This is a genomic window from Acidovorax radicis N35 (assembly GCF_000204195.1).
Lineage (GTDB): Bacteria > Pseudomonadota > Gammaproteobacteria > Burkholderiales > Burkholderiaceae_C > Acidovorax > Acidovorax radicis.
In genome coordinates this window covers 234,366-250,066 of the sequence record NZ_AFBG01000020.1, presented here as the reverse complement: position 1 = coordinate 250,066, position 15,701 = coordinate 234,366, and the positions used below count along the sequence as shown (strand labels likewise).

At 62.1% G+C, this 15,701-nt stretch carries 18 protein-coding genes; 5 read left to right on the top strand and 13 right to left on the bottom strand.

The features are described 5' to 3' along the window. Positions 1 to 20: 20 nt before the first annotated feature. The 3 genes from ARADN35_RS0114950 to orn form a co-directional block, all read right to left on the bottom strand. The gene (locus ARADN35_RS0114950; protein ID WP_029414047.1) at positions 21 to 1,487 is read right to left on the bottom strand and encodes a sensor domain-containing diguanylate cyclase; all 1,467 of its coding nucleotides are present in this window, start codon (positions 1,485 to 1,487) and stop codon (positions 21 to 23) included. Positions 1,488 to 1,628: 141 nt separating this feature from the next. Then, positions 1,629 to 3,491 carry a DEAD/DEAH box helicase gene (locus ARADN35_RS0114945; RefSeq protein ID WP_010463522.1) on the bottom strand — a complete coding sequence of 621 codons (1,863 nt, stop codon included), beginning with the start codon at positions 3,489 to 3,491 and terminating at the stop codon, positions 1,629 to 1,631. A 319-nt stretch (positions 3,492 to 3,810) separates the two neighbouring features. Beyond that, positions 3,811 to 4,389: an oligoribonuclease gene (gene orn, locus ARADN35_RS0114940; protein WP_010463521.1), complete on the bottom strand. Its 579-nt coding sequence runs from the start codon at positions 4,387 to 4,389 to the stop codon at positions 3,811 to 3,813. Between the two features lie 37 nt (positions 4,390 to 4,426). Between orn and ARADN35_RS0114935 the strand changes: the two genes are divergently transcribed. Genes ARADN35_RS0114935 through rsgA form a run of 3 tightly spaced genes read left to right on the top strand, consistent with a single transcriptional unit; the run spans position 4,427 to position 7,040 of the window. Next, positions 4,427 to 5,734, top strand: a complete 1,308-nt coding sequence (locus ARADN35_RS0114935) for a M48 family metallopeptidase (protein WP_029414046.1) — start codon at positions 4,427 to 4,429, stop codon at positions 5,732 to 5,734. Further along, positions 5,731 to 6,066 carry a 4a-hydroxytetrahydrobiopterin dehydratase gene (locus tag ARADN35_RS0114930; RefSeq protein ID WP_010463517.1) on the top strand — a complete coding sequence of 112 codons (336 nt, stop codon included), beginning with the start codon at positions 5,731 to 5,733 and terminating at the stop codon, positions 6,064 to 6,066. The genes ARADN35_RS0114935 and ARADN35_RS0114930 overlap by 4 nt, the downstream gene beginning before the upstream one ends. A 29-nt stretch (positions 6,067 to 6,095) precedes the next feature. Next, positions 6,096 to 7,040, top strand: coding sequence for a ribosome small subunit-dependent GTPase A (gene rsgA / locus ARADN35_RS0114925; protein WP_010463515.1), 945 nt, complete (start codon positions 6,096 to 6,098; stop codon positions 7,038 to 7,040). A gap of 127 nt (positions 7,041 to 7,167) precedes the next feature. Here the strand turns inward: rsgA and ARADN35_RS0114920 are convergent, their stop codons facing one another. From ARADN35_RS0114920 to rpsP, 6 genes are all read right to left on the bottom strand, one after another. Continuing rightward, positions 7,168 to 8,154, bottom strand: a complete 987-nt coding sequence (locus ARADN35_RS0114920) for a CobD/CbiB family protein (protein ID WP_010463513.1) — start codon at positions 8,152 to 8,154, stop codon at positions 7,168 to 7,170. Positions 8,155 to 8,211: 57 nt separating this feature from the next. Further along, positions 8,212 to 8,931: a CoA pyrophosphatase gene (locus ARADN35_RS0114915; protein WP_029414045.1), complete on the bottom strand. Its 720-nt coding sequence runs from the start codon at positions 8,929 to 8,931 to the stop codon at positions 8,212 to 8,214. A gap of 90 nt (positions 8,932 to 9,021) precedes the next feature. Beyond that, positions 9,022 to 9,411 carry a 50S ribosomal protein L19 gene (rplS, locus tag ARADN35_RS0114910; RefSeq protein WP_010463510.1) on the bottom strand — a complete coding sequence of 130 codons (390 nt, stop codon included), beginning with the start codon at positions 9,409 to 9,411 and terminating at the stop codon, positions 9,022 to 9,024. 128 nt (positions 9,412 to 9,539) lie between these two features. After that, positions 9,540 to 10,298 carry a tRNA (guanosine(37)-N1)-methyltransferase TrmD gene (gene trmD / locus ARADN35_RS0114905; protein ID WP_010463508.1) on the bottom strand — a complete coding sequence of 253 codons (759 nt, stop codon included), beginning with the start codon at positions 10,296 to 10,298 and terminating at the stop codon, positions 9,540 to 9,542. Positions 10,299 to 10,326: 28 nt separating this feature from the next. Beyond that, complete coding sequence (gene rimM, locus ARADN35_RS0114900) at positions 10,327 to 10,896, bottom strand: ribosome maturation factor RimM (protein ID WP_010463506.1); 570 nt, start codon at positions 10,894 to 10,896, stop codon at positions 10,327 to 10,329. A gap of 74 nt (positions 10,897 to 10,970) precedes the next feature. Then, complete coding sequence (rpsP, locus tag ARADN35_RS0114895; RefSeq protein WP_010463504.1) at positions 10,971 to 11,222, bottom strand: 30S ribosomal protein S16; 252 nt, start codon at positions 11,220 to 11,222, stop codon at positions 10,971 to 10,973. Between the two features lie 132 nt (positions 11,223 to 11,354). On the opposite strand from rpsP, the gene ARADN35_RS0114890 reads away from it, so the two are divergent. Then, positions 11,355 to 11,876, top strand: coding sequence for a GNAT family N-acetyltransferase (locus ARADN35_RS0114890; protein WP_010463503.1), 522 nt, complete (start codon positions 11,355 to 11,357; stop codon positions 11,874 to 11,876). A 95-nt stretch (positions 11,877 to 11,971) separates the two neighbouring features. After that, entirely contained in the window at positions 11,972 to 12,418 is a 447-nt protein-coding gene (locus tag ARADN35_RS0114885) for a TM2 domain-containing protein (protein ID WP_010463502.1), read from the top strand. 114 nt (positions 12,419 to 12,532) lie between these two features. On the opposite strand, the gene ARADN35_RS0114880 is transcribed toward ARADN35_RS0114885, so the two are convergent. The 4 genes from ARADN35_RS0114880 to ARADN35_RS0114865 form a co-directional block, all read right to left on the bottom strand. Then, a complete protein-coding gene (locus ARADN35_RS0114880) occupies positions 12,533 to 13,543 on the bottom strand; it encodes an inorganic phosphate transporter (protein ID WP_010463501.1) in 1,011 nt (336 codons plus the stop codon). 18 nt (positions 13,544 to 13,561) lie between these two features. Continuing rightward, positions 13,562 to 14,209 carry a DUF47 domain-containing protein gene (locus tag ARADN35_RS0114875; RefSeq protein ID WP_010463500.1) on the bottom strand — a complete coding sequence of 216 codons (648 nt, stop codon included), beginning with the start codon at positions 14,207 to 14,209 and terminating at the stop codon, positions 13,562 to 13,564. A gap of 161 nt (positions 14,210 to 14,370) precedes the next feature. After that, positions 14,371 to 14,733, bottom strand: a complete 363-nt coding sequence (locus ARADN35_RS0114870; RefSeq protein WP_029414044.1) for a DMT family protein — start codon at positions 14,731 to 14,733, stop codon at positions 14,371 to 14,373. Between the two features lie 239 nt (positions 14,734 to 14,972). Then, the gene (locus ARADN35_RS0114865) at positions 14,973 to 15,701 is read right to left on the bottom strand and encodes an ABC transporter ATP-binding protein (RefSeq protein ID WP_010463498.1); all 729 of its coding nucleotides are present in this window, start codon (positions 15,699 to 15,701) and stop codon (positions 14,973 to 14,975) included.

Genomic DNA, 15,701 nt, shown 5'->3' with positions numbered 1-15,701 from the left:
GGTGCATCCGGTGGCGGCTTCTATGGGACTTGCCGCCTGTCCACACCCCTGTCCTGGTAGTACCGGATCTTTTCAGCATACATGGCCTGGTCGGCGCGATGGATGGTTGCCTCCACCATATCTCCCGAACGGCAGGAGGCCACGCCCATGGCCAGGCTGATCGGCTGGCCTGGATAGAACTGGTTGTTCAAATCGAGCATGGAGAGGATGCGATCCTGCAGCGCAAAGGCGCTGCGTTCGTCCATGCCCGGCAGCAACACCGTGAACTCATCTCCACCAATGCGGGCAGCGCAGGCAGGTGGGTCCACGGCCTTGGCCAGCACTTCGCCCACCCTGCGCAGCATGGAATCGCCCGCAGCATGGCCCTGCTCATCGTTCACGACCTTGAGTCCGTTCAGGTCAATCGCAATGATGGACAAAGGCCAGGGTCCCTTGCGGGTGACACGGTTGAGTTCTTCGGCATAAAAGGCCCGGTTGCGGAGCTGGGTCAAGACATCATGCTTGCCAAGGTATTCCAGGTACGCCTCCGCTTTCTTGCGCGCGGTAATGTCCACCAATGACAGCAGCACCAAACCCCAGTCCGCCAGGTGGTCTGCCAGCACCGAGAACTGCATGTGAATATGCACCGCATCACCCGACAACGCGTAGTTGACCACTTCGCGCTGCTGGAAGGTCTTGCCCTCCCACAGGTCCAGCAACTGGTCAGCGAAGGACTCGTGCATCTCGCCCCGAAATACCCGTCCGATGTTATTGAGGAGCATCTCCTTGCTAGAGGCGCCGAACATGCGCAGCGTCTGCTGGTTGACATCGATCACGCGGATCTCCTGCATGCAGCGCGTGACGAATTCGGGATGCACCGTGATGAATGTCTTGAAGTCGTCAATGCCCTGCGCGCGAACGCCGTCGAGCAGGCTCTTCACGGCGCTGAAATCCTCGACCCACAGTGAGACCGGTGAATGCTCGAACAAATCCCGTGCATATTGTTCGCTGCGCCGAAGTTGGCGGGCCCCCCGTACCTGGGCGGTGATGTCTTCCAACGAGAGCAGAACTCGGCTCCAATCGGATTCGTACCCAGGCAGGATGCGTGCGCGGATCTGAACGTCAAGACGCCGGCCATCCAGTGCATAGTTGACGGTCTGGTTCGAGAACTCAAGCTGCCCGGACCACAGCGCCGCCAGTTCATGGGAGACCGCGTCGTGCATGTCATCCCTGAAAACCTTGTCCAGATTCGCTTCAAGTACCTGTTGGCTCTCGGCCGCAAACAGCTCCAGCGTGCGGCGATTGACTTTCATCACCTTCAGAGCGGCGCTGCATTGCCGTACCCGCGTGGGGTCCTGCGCAAGGTGGGCACGGAGATCGACGACCCCTGCAGCGCGCCAACTGTCAAAAAGCTGCTTCAGGGCGCTGTAGTCCTCCAGCCAAAGGGATACAGGCGCCAGCTCAAACATGTGCTCAAAGTCTGCACCGGAAGATAACGAAGACGACACTGCAGATTCCTCCCTGGGCAATTATTGTCGAGCTGCTCTCCATATTCTTGATCCAGGGTGCCCACAACAACAAAAAAGGCCAGCACCTTGCGGTACCAGCCTTTTAAAAACCACCTCGACAAGACGAGGCCAACGGACGAATCAGCGTGCCGGGCGTGCAGGACGCTTGCGGGCATCATGGGCCACAAAGGGCTTGCCGCCGCCACCGCCAGTGGGCTTGGCGAAGCTGGGCTTGCGGGGCGCAAAGTCACCGCGCGGCGCGCCCGCGTCACCGCGGGGGGCAAAACCGCCACGGCCTGCTGCGTCACCAAAGCCGGGCTTGCGGCCATAGCTGTCACCATCGCGGCGGGGGGCAAAACCCCGGTCATCGCGGGCACCAAAACCACCACCCTCACCGCCACGGGCGGGGGCCGCACGCTGGTTGTCGCGGCCGGCGAAACCGCCACCGAATCCGCCACGGTCATTGCCACCACGGGCCGGTCCGCCAAACTTGCGATCACGGCTGTCGCGGTCATAACCGCCACTGGGGCGACCACGGCCTGCAAAGTCACCACCACCACGGGGTGCCTGGGGGGCACGTTGCGACGGTTCCATGCCTGGAATCACTTCGGCCTTGAACTGCTGGCGGCTGTACGACTCAATGTCGTAGATCTTGCGGCGATCGCGGAACTCGGCAAACGTGATGGCCAGGCCATCGCGGCCCGCACGGCCTGTACGGCCAATGCGGTGGGTGTAGTCCTCGGCCTTCATGGGCAGGCCAAAGTTGAACACGTGGGTGATCGTGGGCACATCGATGCCGCGTGCAGCCACATCGGTCGCCACCAGAATCTGCACCTGACCAGCGCGCAGTGCCATCAAACGGCGATTGCGCAGCCCCTGGCTCAGGGCGCCATGCAGTGCCACGGCCGAGAAGCCTTCCTGCTGCAGGTCATTGGCCAAGCCGTCACATTCCACCTGGGTACTGGCAAAAACGATGGCCTGGTTGATCGTGGTGTCACGCAGCCAGTGGTCCAGCATCTTGCGCTTGTGTTGGGCGTTGTCGGCCCAGTACAGCATCTGCTTGATGTTGGCATGCTTCTCTTGCGGAGAGTCGATGGTGACCTTCTGCACAGACGAACCACCGTCGTGCATCACGCGCATGGCGAGTTGCTGGATGCGGGGTGCGAACGTGGCGCTGAACATCATGGTCTGCTTGCGCTGGGCAGTCAGCTGGTTCAGTTCGGCCAGATCGTCCGAGAAGCCCAGGTCGAGCATGCGGTCGGCTTCGTCCACAACCAGGAACTGCACCTTGTCGAGCTTGATCTGCATCGAGCGCTGCAGATCCAGCAGGCGGCCAGGAGTGGCCACCACCAGGTCGGCGTTCTGCAGCTTGGCGATCTGCAACTGATAAGGCATGCCGCCCACCACGTTGGCCACGCGCAGGCCACGGCAATGCTTGACGAGGTCGATGGCGTCATGCGCCACCTGCTGCGCCAGTTCACGCGTGGGGCACAGGATCAGGGCGCCAGGGGTGGCGGCCTTGAAATTGCGCGAGCTGGTGGGGTCCTTGCGCTTGGCGCGCTTGGGAGCGGGTTCGCCACGCTCGGCGGCTTCGGCCACGGAGCGCTCGAAAGCAGCACGTTCTTCGGCCTCGGCAGCGGCTTGCTGGTTGATCAGCGTGTGCAGCACGGGCAACAGGAAGGCAGCAGTCTTGCCGGAGCCGGTCTGGCTGGAGACCATCAGGTCGATGAACTTGGTGGCATCGTTACCGCCGCCCATGGCCAGGGGAATGGCCTTGAGCTGCACGCTGGTGGGCTGGGTATAGCCCAGGTCAGCCACGGCCTGCACGAGTTCAGGGGCCAGACCCAGCTCGATGAAGCCATTGGGTTCGGCGGTCACGGCGACATCGGCTTCAATAGCAGATGCCACCACGGCGTCCAGAGGGGAAGACTGCACGGAAACGTCGGCAGCAAAGGAAGTATCGGCAGGCGCGAATTCGCCCTGCACCAAAGAGGTGTCGGTCATGATTTTCTCTCACGAAGACGATCGCAAGCGTAGCCTGCGAGTGGCTTCGTCAATGGTTAAAAAACATCAACCATCAAACGAAACCTGCATTGCTCTGGGCGGATGCTGGTGGGCGTTGTTCGCTAGTCCTGCACTGCAGAAAGCAGTCGGCTGGCAAGCCCGGTGTGTGAGGGGAGATGCACAATCTGCGAGAAATGGATTCCTGCGCAGCCGCTGATTATGGCATGAATAGGGTTTTCCCCGCAACCCCTCTTCTATTTTTGAGGTATTTCATCGGTCCCTTACAAAAAGCGCGCTCCACAGCACGCCCCGGGTTCAATCAGACCGACAGCAGGTGCTTGCGGTAATGTGCCAGCTCTTCAATCGATTCATGCACATCGGCCAAGGCCGTGTGCTTCTGCGCCTTCTTGAAGCTGGTGTAGGCCTCAGGTTTCCACCGCTTTGCCAGTTCCTTGAGGGTGCTCACATCCACGTTGCGGTAGTGAAAGAAGCGCTCGAGCTTGGGCATATAGCGCACCAGAAAGCGCCGGTCCTGGCCGATGCTGTTACCGCACATAGGCGCCGTACCCTTGGGCACGTACTGACTCAGAAAGGCGATGATCTGCTGCTCAGCTTCCTCCTCCGTCACGGTCGAGGCTTTCACCTTGTCGATCAGGCCACTGCGGCCATGGGTGCCTTTGTTCCAGGCATCCATCTTGTTGAGCAGCTCATCGGGCTGGTGAATCGCAAACACGGGCCCCTCGATGCGGGGTTCCAGGCTCGGGCCCGTCACAATGACGGCAATTTCCAGCAGGCGGTCGGTATCGGGCTCCAGGCCGGTCATTTCGCAGTCCAGCCAGACCAGGTTCTGGTCGGATTTGGCAAGTGCGTGAGGGGTGGGGTTGTTGGCTTCTGACATGGCGCGCATTGTCGCCGATGGCCTAAACTCGCCGCTCATGCCCACTTCCGACGTTTTCTCTCCCGACATGGCGTTGACGCTAGCGTTTGCCATTGCGCTCTCCCTGGGCCTTGTGCTCAAGTTCTGGCTCGCTACGCGCCAGATCCGGCATGTCGCGCGGCACCGCAGCGCAGTTCCCACCCCATTTGCAGAACGCATCGCGCTGGCGGCGCACCAGAAAGCCGCAGACTACACGATCACCAAGGCGCGCCTGGGCTTGCTGGAAATGGCACTGGGCGCGGCCGTGCTGCTGGGCTGGACGCTGCTGGGCGGGCTGGACGCGCTGAACCAGGCCCTGCTCAACGCCCTGGGCGGCGGAATGTGGCAGCAGTTGGCGCTGCTGACTGCCTTTGCCACCATCAGCGGACTCATCGACCTGCCGCTGTCGCTCTACCAGACCTTCGTCGTGGAAGAGCGCTTTGGTTTCAACAAGATGACCTGGCGCCTTTGGGTTGCCGATGCGCTCAAGGGCCTGCTGGTCGGCGCACTCATCGGTCTGCCTATCGCTGCGCTGATCCTGTGGATCATGGGGGCGACCGGTCCGCTGTGGTGGCTGTGGGCCTGGTGCTTCTGGATGGGTTTCAACCTGCTGCTGATGGTGGTCTATCCGACCTTCATTGCTCCGCTGTTCAACAAGTTCCAGCCCCTCGAAGACGAATCGCTCAAGGCCCGGGTCACGGCGCTGATGCGGCGCTGCGGCTTCTCGGCCAAGGGCCTGTTCGTGATGGACGGCAGCCGCCGCAGCGCGCATGCCAATGCGTACTTCACCGGCTTTGGCGCCGCCAAGCGCGTGGTGTTCTACGACACCCTGCTGCGCCAGTTGGCCCCAGGCGAGGTCGAGGCGGTCCTTGCCCATGAGCTCGGGCATTTCAAGCACCGCCATATCATCCAGCGCATCGTGACCCTGTTCGCCATGAGCCTGGCAGGCTTTGCACTGCTGGGCTGGCTGTCCAACCAGGTGTGGTTCTACACCGGCCTGGGCGTGCGGCCCAGCATCTCGCTGGACCCCGCCATGGCCGCGGCCCCCAACGATGCGTTGGCCCTGCTGCTTTTCATGCTGGTGGTGCCGGTCTTCACATTTTTCATCTCGCCACTGTTCTCCCAGCTCTCGCGACGCCACGAATTCCAGGCAGACGCTTATGCCGTGGCCCAGGCCAGCGGCGCCGACCTGTCTTCCGCCCTGCTCAAGCTGTACGAAGATAATGCCTCCACGCTCACACCCGACCCGGTGTACGTGAAGTTCTACTACTCGCATCCACCCGCCACCGAGCGGCTGGCGCGCATGCATACCCCCTCCCTCCCATGACTACCATGTTGAAGAAAAAAGACTGGTCAACGCTGACACGCCGTGCGCTGACAGCTACTGAAGTTGTAGCAAACCTGGCCAAACTCGAAGGCTGGAGCCTGACCGGCGATGGCGCCGATGTGGCCATCGAGAAGACCTACCAGTTCGCCAACTACTACGAGACCATCTCGTTCGTGAACGCCCTGGCCTTCATCGCCAATGCCCAGGACCACCACCCCGACCTGTCGGTGCACTACAGCCGTTGCGTGGTGCGCCTGAACACGCACGATGTGCATGGCATTTCGTCCACGGATTTTGAGTGCGCGACGCAGTTCGACGCCCTGGTGGCGTAACCCCATGACCCCGCGCACGCCCCCTTCCCATGGCTGAACGCAGCGCGCTCATGGACGGCACCGTGGTGGCCAGCCATGGGCGCCACTGCATGGTGGAAACCCCCGACGGCGCACGCCGCATCTGCCATCCACGCGGCAAGAAGAGCCAGGCCGTGGTGGGCGACCATGTGCTGTGGCAGGCACCACCACCCGGCCAAGGCGAAGAGGGCACCATCGAGAAGGTCAAGGAGCGGCGCAACCTCTTTTACCGCCAGGACGAAATCCGCACCAAGTCATTTGCCGCCAACCTCGACCAGGTGCTCATCCTGATCGCAGCAGAGCCGGTGTTCTCGGAAAGCCAGCTCGCCCGCGCCCTGATTGCCGCCGAGGCCGAAGGCATCAAGCCCATCATCGCACTCAACAAGAGTGATCTGGTCGAGCCCTTCGCCCGCGCCTGGGAGCGTTTGTTGCCCTACCGACACATGGGTGCGGGCAAGCACTACGGCGTGCTGCCGCTGTCGCTCGCGCTCTCCAGCGAAGTGGACCGCGCACTGCTGATGGAGCACCTTGAGGGCAAGACCACACTGGTGCTGGGGCCCTCGGGATCCGGCAAAAGCACCCTCATCAATCTACTGGTGCCAGGTGCTACCGTGCTGACCGGCGAAATCTCGCAGGCGCTGAACTCCGGCAAACACACCACCACCAGCACCCACTGGTACTGGATGGACAAGGCCCGCACCACCGCCCTCATCGATTCACCGGGCTTTCAGGAGTTTGGCCTGCACCACATTGCCCCCATGCAACTGGCAGCCTGCATGCCCGACATTGCAGCGCATGCGACAGCCTGCAAGTTCTACAACTGCACCCACCTGCACGAACCAGGCTGCGGCGTGCTGGATGCAGTCAAATCAGGCCCTGGCGCTGGCGGCATCAGCGCAACACGCTATAAAATTTATAGTGATTTGTTTGAAGAACTGAGCCATACCCGGTATTGAACCGGACGCGGCCAACATCACCGGCGTGATCGCACCAGCGCATCCGTGGAACTGGCTTTGCCAGGCCACTGAGTGAGCCCCCTCCGGGGGGACAGCGCCGAAGGCGACTCAAGGGTGCTTCTGGCCTCTACCCCAGCAACCGCGCCAACGTAAGCAGCGCCAGCAGCAGCATCCACACCACCACCGAGCGCCACACCAGTCCCACCACGCTGCGCAGGTGGCCCACCTCAGGCTCGCGGCCCGGAGTGGAATCGCTGTCACCCATGTCGGCATCAATCTCCAGGCCCTGCGGCGTGTGCAATTCGGTGCGTGCCTTGAGCGCCTCGCCACCCAGACGCACATTGATGGCACCCGCCGTGGCAGCCAGCACCACACCATCATTGTCATTGGGGAAACGCTGCGCATGAAATCGCCAGCCCTCAATGGCTTCTTCAAAGCTGCCCACCACGGCAAAGCTCAGCGCCGTAAGACGGGCCGGCAGCCAGTCGATGGCCGTCCATGCCTGGGCAGAGGCTTGCTGCAACGAGGCACTGGCAGGCTGGGCACCCGCGCGTTGCTTGTAATGCCAGTAACGCGATACAAACTCGGCCAACCGGTACAGCACGGCACCTGTGGGCCCCAGGCCCAGAGCTGCCAGAACGGAGAACCATGCCAGCACGCCGAACACATGCCGGTGGGCTGCCAGCACCGAATACTCGATCACATGGCGCACGATCTCGCTGCGCGGCAGCGCTCCCACATCCACCTGCTGCCAGTGGGCCAGGCGCTCGCGGGCAGCATCTTCATCGCCCTCCTCGAGCGCATCGCGGATGCCAGTGAAGTGGTGGCTGAACTGCCGAAACCCGAGCGTGATGTACAGCACTGCAACGCTCCACAGCACCGCAAAGGGCCACCCCAGCCCCCAGAGCAGCAGCCAGTGGATGGCCAGGGTCACCAGGGCCGGGACCAGCACCGCAAGGCTCCAGGCCACCCAGCCGTGGTGCGGTTTGCCCGCATCAAAATTGCGGCTCACGGACAGCGCCCACGCACGCAAACCTGCATGGATGGGATTGCTGCGTGCCAGCGGGCGGGCCTGCTCGATCAGCAGAGCGAACAGGATGGCGAAGAAACTCATGGGGGGCAATGATACTGGTGCTTTACCCCCATGCACCCTATCGCACGCGAGCCCGGCTTACGCCTGCATAAAACGGTAGAAATTGCGCAGCATGCCCGCCGTCGCGCCCCAGATGTAGTGATTCTTGCCACCGTCCTGGTAGGGCATCGAGAACCACTCGCGGTGTACACCATCCCGGTCGAAGACATGGCGCTGGTGGTTGGCAGGGTTGAGCAAAAAAGCAAGCGGCACCTCAAAGAGATCTGCCACCTCATAGGGATTGGGCTGGAGCACGCAGTCCGGCTGCACAAGCGCCACCACCGGCGTAATGATGAACGACGAGCCCGTGACATAGATCGGCAACGTGCCCAGCACCTCGACAAAATCCCGCGCAAGCCCCACCTCTTCCTGAGCCTCGCGCAAGGCCGTGTCGGCGGGCGTGGCATCCCCAGGGTCGGCTCGTCCACCCGGGAAAGCCACCTGCCCCGAATGGGTGGACAGGTGGGCCGTGCGTTCGGTCAATAGCACCATGGGTTGCTCGCGCAGCACGATGGCGATCAGGACTGACGCATGGGCCGGCTCGCGGTTCATGAACTTCTTTTCCAGCAGTACCTCAGGCTCCCACTGCGGCGGGTGCACAAAACGCGCCCGCAGTGCTTCGGGAGTCTGGGCCTGCGCAGGCACTGCAGGCAGGTGCGCATCCACCCCCGCCACCGGGACGAGGCGGGGATCAAAGTCGGGCAGGCTCGACAAAGGAGCGATGGCCGAGGAGACAACAGGACTGGAAGAAGGGTTCACAAAAGGGCCGAGGCCGAGGCCGAGATAGCCAAAAAACAAAAAGCCGCTACAGGCAGATGCTGTAGCGGCTTGTCAGGTTGAGCCTGCGCCTTATGAGGCGGTGGCTGCTGCAACCTTGTTGGCACGCGCAGGCAGCTTTTCCTTGATACGTGCCGACTTGCCGCTGCGGTCACGCAGGTAGTACAGCTTGGCACGGCGCACGTCACCACGGCGCTTGACTTCGATGCTGGCGATCAGCGGGCTGTAGGTCTGGAACGTACGCTCCACGCCTTCACCGCTGGAGATCTTGCGCACGGTGAAGCCGCTGTTCAGGCCACGATTGCGCTTGGCAATCACCACGCCTTCGTATGCCTGCACGCGCTTGCGGGTACCTTCCACCACGTTCACGCTCACGATGACGGTGTCACCCGGGGCGAATTCGGGGATGGTCTTGTTCAAGCGGGCGATTTCTTCCGCTTCCAGGGTCTGAATCAGGTTCATGTTTGATATCCAACGATCTTGTCCGCGCCAAAAATGGCTGCGTCGGGATTGACGTCTCAGTGTTTTGCGGGAGAACTCCCTGTCAAAACGGCCGGCCAGAGGATCGAAAAGCCTTTGATTATAGCAATTCAGGCAAGCTTGGCCAATACGGCTTCATCGGCGGAGGCGAGATGCCCTGCTCTGCGCGCTGCCTCGATGAGGTCAGGCCGGTGCCGGGCCGTGGTGGCCAAGCGCTGGTCACGCCGCCAACGCTCGATCTGCGCATGGTGGCCGGACATCAGTGCGGCAGGCACCTGCTGGCCTGCCCACTCTTCGGGGCGCGTGTAGTGCGGACAGTCGAGCAGGCCATCGAGCGCCGGGTTGAAGCTGTCGAGCTGGTGGCTGCCCTCGTCATTGAGCACGCCGGGCTGCAAGCGCGCCACGGCGTCCAGCAAGGCCATGGCGGCAATTTCGCCACCCGACAGCACAAAATCCCCCAGACTCATCTGCAGATCGACATGGGCATCGATAAAACGCTGGTCAATGCCTTCATAGCGCCCGCACAGAAGGATGGCACCGGCACTCGCAGACCAGCGCTCCACGGCAGCATGGTTCAGCGTCTCGCCAATGGGCGAAAAAAGGACCAGCGGCACCGGGCTGCCTTCGGCCTCGCCACGCTCGGCCCGGATGGCCGCAAGGCACCGTGCCAGGGGCTCGGCCAGCATCACCATTCCCGGCCCACCGCCAAAGGGCCTGTCGTCGACACGGCGGTAATTGCCATCGGCGTAGTCACGCGGGTTCCACAGGCGCACATCGACTTGGCCGCCGGCATACGCGCGGCGGGTCACACCGCTGGCCAGGAACGGCGCAAACAGCTCGGGAAACAGGGTGAGAATGTCAAAGCGCATGGTGCGCGGCGCGGTCAGTGCGTGCCGATCAGTAGTCGGGTTGCCAGTCCACGGTGATGCGTTTTTCGGCCAAGTCCACCTTGTCGACAAAGGCAGAGACAAAAGGAATCATGCGCTCCTGCGCCTTGCCGTCCTGTTCGTAGGCCAGCACCAGCACGGTCTGGGGGCCAGTGGACATCAGCTCCTGCACCTGCCCCAGCGCCACGCCTTCGCGGTTGACGACCTCAAGACCAATCAGATCGACCCAGTAGTACTCATCTTCTGTGGTGGACGGAAAGCTGGAGCGTGGCACAAAGATGCGCGCGCCGCGGAGGGCTTCGGCCGCGTCGCGGTCATCAATGCCCTGGGCCCAGGCGACCACGGTGTCCGAATGGTCCTTGGCCTGGCGGATGGACAACAACACGGTGCCAGCAAACGTCTTGGCGCCGCGCTCCGAGGGCTGCAGGTACCAGCGCTTCGACGAAAACAGCGCCTCGGGACTGCTGCTGTGCGACAGCACCTTGAACCAGCCCTTGACGCCCCAGGCATCGGCAATGCGCCCCACTTCAATAGCATCGGCGGGCAGCTCTGCGGGTTCGAGAGTCAGGTTGGTGGCCATGGCGGTGATTCCAGAATAGGAAAAGGGCGGGTTCCGTCAGGCATGCCGACGAAACCCGCCCTTTTCAGGGAGCTTTAAGCAGCCTTCTTGGCGGCTTGCTTGATCAGGCGATCCACGGTGGGCGAGGACTGGGCGCCCACGCTCTGCCAATAGGTCAGACGGTCTTGCACGATGCGCAGGCCTTCTTCGGTTTCCTTGGCGGTGGGGTTGTAGAAGCCGATGCGCTCGATGAAGCGGCCATCGCGGCGCACGCGCTTGTCAGCAACGACGATATTGAAGAAAGGACGGCCCTTGGAGCCGCCGCGAGAGAGTCGAATGACGACCATGATTTATCCTTCGGGTGGTGAACTCCGGCAACATTTGCCTTGAGCCACAGTGTTCGCAACGCTTGAGACACGCGACATGGCCACCCGGCCAGCGACACGCTGCAAAGCCCGCGATTATATCCATTTCCTCCAATGCCTACCATCCGCCCCAGCACCGACAGCGATATTCCGGCCATCACGGCCATTTACCAACACCACGTGCTCCACGGCACGGGCACGTTCGAGATCGACCCCCCATCGGAGGCCGACATGACAGGCCGCCGCGCCGATGTGCTGGCACGTGGCCTTCCCTGGCTGGTGGCCGAGCAAGACGGCCAGGTGCTCGGCTATGCCTATGCCAACTGGTTCAAGCCACGCCCGGCCTACCGCTTCTCGGCAGAGGATTCGATCTATGTCGCCGACAGCGCCCGTGGCATGGGCCTGGGCCGCACGCTGCTGGCCGAGCTGGCTACGCAGGCCGAAGCGGCTGGTGTGCGCAAGCTGCTGGCCGTCATTGGCGATTCGGCCAACGCGGGATCGATCGGCGTGCACCGGGCACTGGGTTTTACCGATGTGGGCGTGATGCGTTCGGTGGGCTGGAAGTTCGGCGCCTGGCGCGACATCGTGCTCATGGAAAAAACCCTGGGCGCGGGCGATACCACTTCGCCGGAATGAAAACAGCCTCCATGCGCCCCAGCGGCGCGGGTTGCAGCCCCTCCAAAGGAGACCACTTGTTCATCTCGGGGCGACCCGACGATGAATAATGCCCCATGAAAAACAAAACTCTGGCGGCCTGGCTCGCCTTCGTGGGCGGGCCGCTGGGCCTGCACCGTTTCTACCTGCACGGGCTTACCGACATGCTGGGATGGCTGCTACCGATCCCGACGGCGCTGGGCATTTACGGTATCCAGCGTGTGCAGCAGCTGGGCCAGGACGACCACTACAGCTGGATGCTGATTCCCCTGCTCGGCTTCACGATTGCGGGCTGCGCATTGCAGGCCATCCTGTTTGCGCTCAAGACGCCTGAGGCCTGGAACGCACGCTACAACCCCACGGCCGCACCCGACGCCCCGGCGGGCAGGACCCAATGGATCACCATCGGCGCCATCGTGGTTTCGCTGATGGTCGGTACCGCCGTGCTGATGGCCAGCCTCGCGTTCAGCTTTCAGCGGTATTTCGAGTACCAGATCGAGGAAGCCCGCAAGATCTCGCAGTGACCTCACAGGCTCCCAAGCAAACGCCCCATTGAATTTGCATTCAATGGGGCGTTTTCGCTTATCCATATTGCCTGACTAGCTATATATTTTATAGCTATCCGGGAATTTTGCCCCTCAGAACATCTGCAGGCTGATCCAGTACGCCACGGCGGCCACAAACGCGCTGGCCGGAATGGTCAGTATCCAGGCCCAGACGATGTTGCCCGCCACGCCCCAGCGCACGGCGCTGGCGCGCTGGGTGGAGCCAACGCCCACGATGGCACCCGTGATGGTATGGGTGGTGGACACCGGAATGCCCAGCGTGGTCGCCAGGAACAGTGTCAGCGCCCCACCTGTTTCGGCACAGAAGCCGCCCACGGGCTTGAGCTTGGTGATCTTCTGGCCCATGGTCTTCACGATGCGCCAGCCGCCGAACATGGTCCCGAGGCCAATGGCCACATAGCAGCTCACAATGGTCCACGTGGGGGGCGACGCGTCGGATGCGGAGGAGTACCCCGTCGCTATCAGCAGCAGCCAGATGATCCCGATGGTCTTCTGGGCGTCATTGCCACCGTGGCCCAGGCTGTAGGCCCCTGCAGACACCAGCTGCAGCCGGCGGAACCACTTGTCCACCTTGCTGGGCCGCGCCCGCCGGAAGATCCACGCAACGCCCACCATCATCAGAGAGCCGAGCGCAAAGCCCAGCAGCGGCGAAACAAAGATGAACGCCACCGTCTTGAGAATGCCGGCGGACACCAGGGCACCGGCCCCCGCCTTGGCAATCACGGCCCCCACGATGCCACCGATCAGCGCATGCGAAGAACTGCTGGGGATGCCGTAGTACCAGGTGATCACATTCCAGGTGATGGCACCCACCAAAGCGCCGAACACCACATGCGTATCCACGATGCCAGGCTGCACAATGCCTTTGCCCACCGTGGCAGCCACGCTCAGGTGAAAGACGAAGATCGCCACGAAGTTGAAGAACGCAGCGAACAGCACGGCCTGTGCAGGCTTGAGCACCCCGGTGGAGACCACCGTGGCAATCGAATTGGCGGCGTCGTGGAACCCGTTCATGAAGTCGAACAGGATCGCCAGCGCCACGAGCAGGACCACAACCCAGAGGGCCGTTTGTACGGTTTCCATGCTGGTCAGCCCGCCGGATCAGGAGTTTTCGAGGACGATGCCCTCGATGCAATTGGCCACGTCCTCGCACTTGTCGGTGATGGTCTCCAGCAGCTCGTAAATGGCCTTGAGCTTGATCACCTCGCGCACATCGGGCTCTTCGCGGAAGAGCTTGCTCATGGCGCTGCGCATCACGCGGTCCGCGTCGGATTCGAGCTTGTCGATCTCTTCGCAGGTCTTGAGTGCGGCCTCGGCCACGGCCGGGTCGGCGATCTTGTCGAGCAGTTTGACGGCATCGCGCAGGCGTTCACAGCACTTGAGGCTGAGGTCCGTGAGGCGCGTGATCTCTTCCGTCATGTGGCGCACGTCGTACAGCGCCATGGTCTCGGCAGAGTCCTGGATCAGGTCGGCCACATCGTCCATCGTGTTGATCAGCGTGTGAATCTGCTCACGGTCAATGGGGGTGATGAAGGTCTTGTGGATGGCCTTGTTCACTTCGTGCGTCACGCGGTCAGCGGCACGTTCGGCGTTGTCCACGTCCTGGTTGTACTTGTCACGCAGGTGCGGGTCGTTGTAGTTGGCCACCAGTTGCGAGAAAGCCCTGGCCGCCTCGACGATGCGGTCCGCATGCTGGTTGAACATTTCGAAAAAATTGCCTTCGCGTGGCAACAGCTTGGCAAACAGCATGGGGGCTCCTGGATCGGGATCGATTTTTTGAAAAAGAGGCAAAGCCATGACATTGGCATGACTTTTTGGTGACCGGGCGAGTTTAACCGGGTGTCCCCGCCTCTCGACCACGGGGCACGCGCGCGAATGCAGGGCACCACGCGCCTTCTTTCTCTTCTCGATCAGGCGCCGCGGAAAATGAAATACACCGCCCCCACCAGGCACAGCCCCGCCCAGAGATAGTCCCATTTGAGCGGCTGGCCCATGTAGAACACCGCAAACGGCACAAACACCGCCAGCGTGATCACCTCCTGCATGATCTTGAGCTGCCCGACATTGAACTGCGTGAAGCCGATGCGGTTGGCAGGCACCTGCAGCAGGTATTCAAACAGCGCGATGCCCCAGCTCACCAGCGCTGCGGTGTACCAGGGTGAAGTGGCCAGGTTCTTGAGGTGCCCGTACCAGGCAAAGGTCATGAAGACGTTGCTGGCCACCAGCAGCAACACGGTCTGGAGCGGGATGGGCAAGGATTGCAGGAAGTTCATCGACATGCAACGACGGGCGGTAGGTGGACGGGTGGGCGGCTGGACAGCAGCAAATTATGAACAAAATTGGTGCCCGGCGCTGGATACACATTCGTCAATAGCTATAAAAAATATAGCAACCACTGCATGAATCGAAAATCTGCGCACCATAAAAAAAGGCACTGCCACATGGCAGTGCCTTGCATGAACCCACCTTTGCCAGCGCCCAGACGGCCGGATGGCCGGACGCTGGCGTTGGCTTACTCGCCCAGGTAGGCTGCGCGCACCTTGGGGTCGTTGAGCAGTTGCTGGCCCGGGCCCGACATGGTGATCAGGCCGGACTCCATCACGTAGCCACGGTCGGCAATCGCCAGCGCACGGCTGGCGTTCTGCTCCACCAGCAAGATGGTCACCCCCAGGGCGTACACGTCACGCACCACTTCAAAGATCTTGTCCACCATGATGGGCGACAGGCCCATGGAGGGCTCGTCCAGCAGCAGCACCTTGGGCTGGCTCATCAGCGCACGGCCCATGGCCAGCATCTGCTGTTCACCGCCCGACATGGTGCCCGCCAACTGGTCCTTGCGTTCACGCAGGCGCGGGAAGATGGTGAACATCTTTTCGATGTCGGCCAGGATGCCCGCCTTGTCGCGGCGCGTGTAGGCGCCCATCTGCAGGTTTTCGGTAATGGTCATGCGGGCGAACACGCCACGGCCTTCCGGCACCATCACCAGGCCCTTCTTCACCAGGTCCCAGGCGCCCTTTCCCTTGATGCTCTCGCCCAGGTACTCGATGCTGCCATCGTTCATGCCCAGGGTGCCGGTGATGGCCTTCATGGTGGTGGTCTTGCCGGCGCCGTTGGAGCCGATCAGCGAGACCAGTTCACCCTCGCGCACTTCAAAGTCCACGCCCTTGACGGCCTGGATACCGCCGTAGGCCACTTTCAGTCCCTTGACCTGCAGCAGTACCTTATTGGATTTTTCGGCCAT

Coding starts and splice junctions, on each gene's coding strand:
- ARADN35_RS0114880 (WP_010463501.1), bottom strand. CDS start 13,543: ATGGAAACCGTACAAACGGCCCTCTGGGTTGTGGTCCTGCTCGTGGCG.
- trmD (WP_010463508.1), bottom strand. CDS start 10,298: ATGCGCTTTGACATTCTCACCCTGTTTCCCGAGCTGTTTGCGCCGTTC.
- orn (WP_010463521.1), bottom strand. CDS start 4,389: ATGTCAGAAGCCAACAACCCCACCCCTCACGCACTTGCCAAATCCGAC.
- rimM (WP_010463506.1), bottom strand. CDS start 10,896: ATGGCCACCAACCTGACTCTCGAACCCGCAGAGCTGCCCGCCGATGCT.
- ARADN35_RS0114870 (WP_029414044.1), bottom strand. CDS start 14,733: ATGAACTTCCTGCAATCCTTGCCCATCCCGCTCCAGACCGTGTTGCTG.
- ARADN35_RS0114930 (WP_010463517.1), top strand. CDS start 5,731: ATGACTACCATGTTGAAGAAAAAAGACTGGTCAACGCTGACACGCCGT.
- ARADN35_RS0114890 (WP_010463503.1), top strand. CDS start 11,355: ATGCCTACCATCCGCCCCAGCACCGACAGCGATATTCCGGCCATCACG.
- ARADN35_RS0114920 (WP_010463513.1), bottom strand. CDS start 8,154: ATGAGTTTCTTCGCCATCCTGTTCGCTCTGCTGATCGAGCAGGCCCGC.
- ARADN35_RS0114865 (WP_010463498.1), bottom strand. CDS start 15,701: ATGGCCGAAAAATCCAATAAGGTACTGCTGCAGGTCAAGGGACTGAAA.
- rplS (WP_010463510.1), bottom strand. CDS start 9,411: ATGAACCTGATTCAGACCCTGGAAGCGGAAGAAATCGCCCGCTTGAAC.
- ARADN35_RS0114945 (WP_010463522.1), bottom strand. CDS start 3,491: ATGACCGACACCTCTTTGGTGCAGGGCGAATTCGCGCCTGCCGATACT.
- rsgA (WP_010463515.1), top strand. CDS start 6,096: ATGGCTGAACGCAGCGCGCTCATGGACGGCACCGTGGTGGCCAGCCAT.
- ARADN35_RS0114875 (WP_010463500.1), bottom strand. CDS start 14,209: ATGCTGTTTGCCAAGCTGTTGCCACGCGAAGGCAATTTTTTCGAAATG.
- ARADN35_RS0114935 (WP_029414046.1), top strand. CDS start 4,427: ATGCCCACTTCCGACGTTTTCTCTCCCGACATGGCGTTGACGCTAGCG.
- rpsP (WP_010463504.1), bottom strand. CDS start 11,222: ATGGTCGTCATTCGACTCTCTCGCGGCGGCTCCAAGGGCCGTCCTTTC.
- ARADN35_RS0114885 (WP_010463502.1), top strand. CDS start 11,972: ATGAAAAACAAAACTCTGGCGGCCTGGCTCGCCTTCGTGGGCGGGCCG.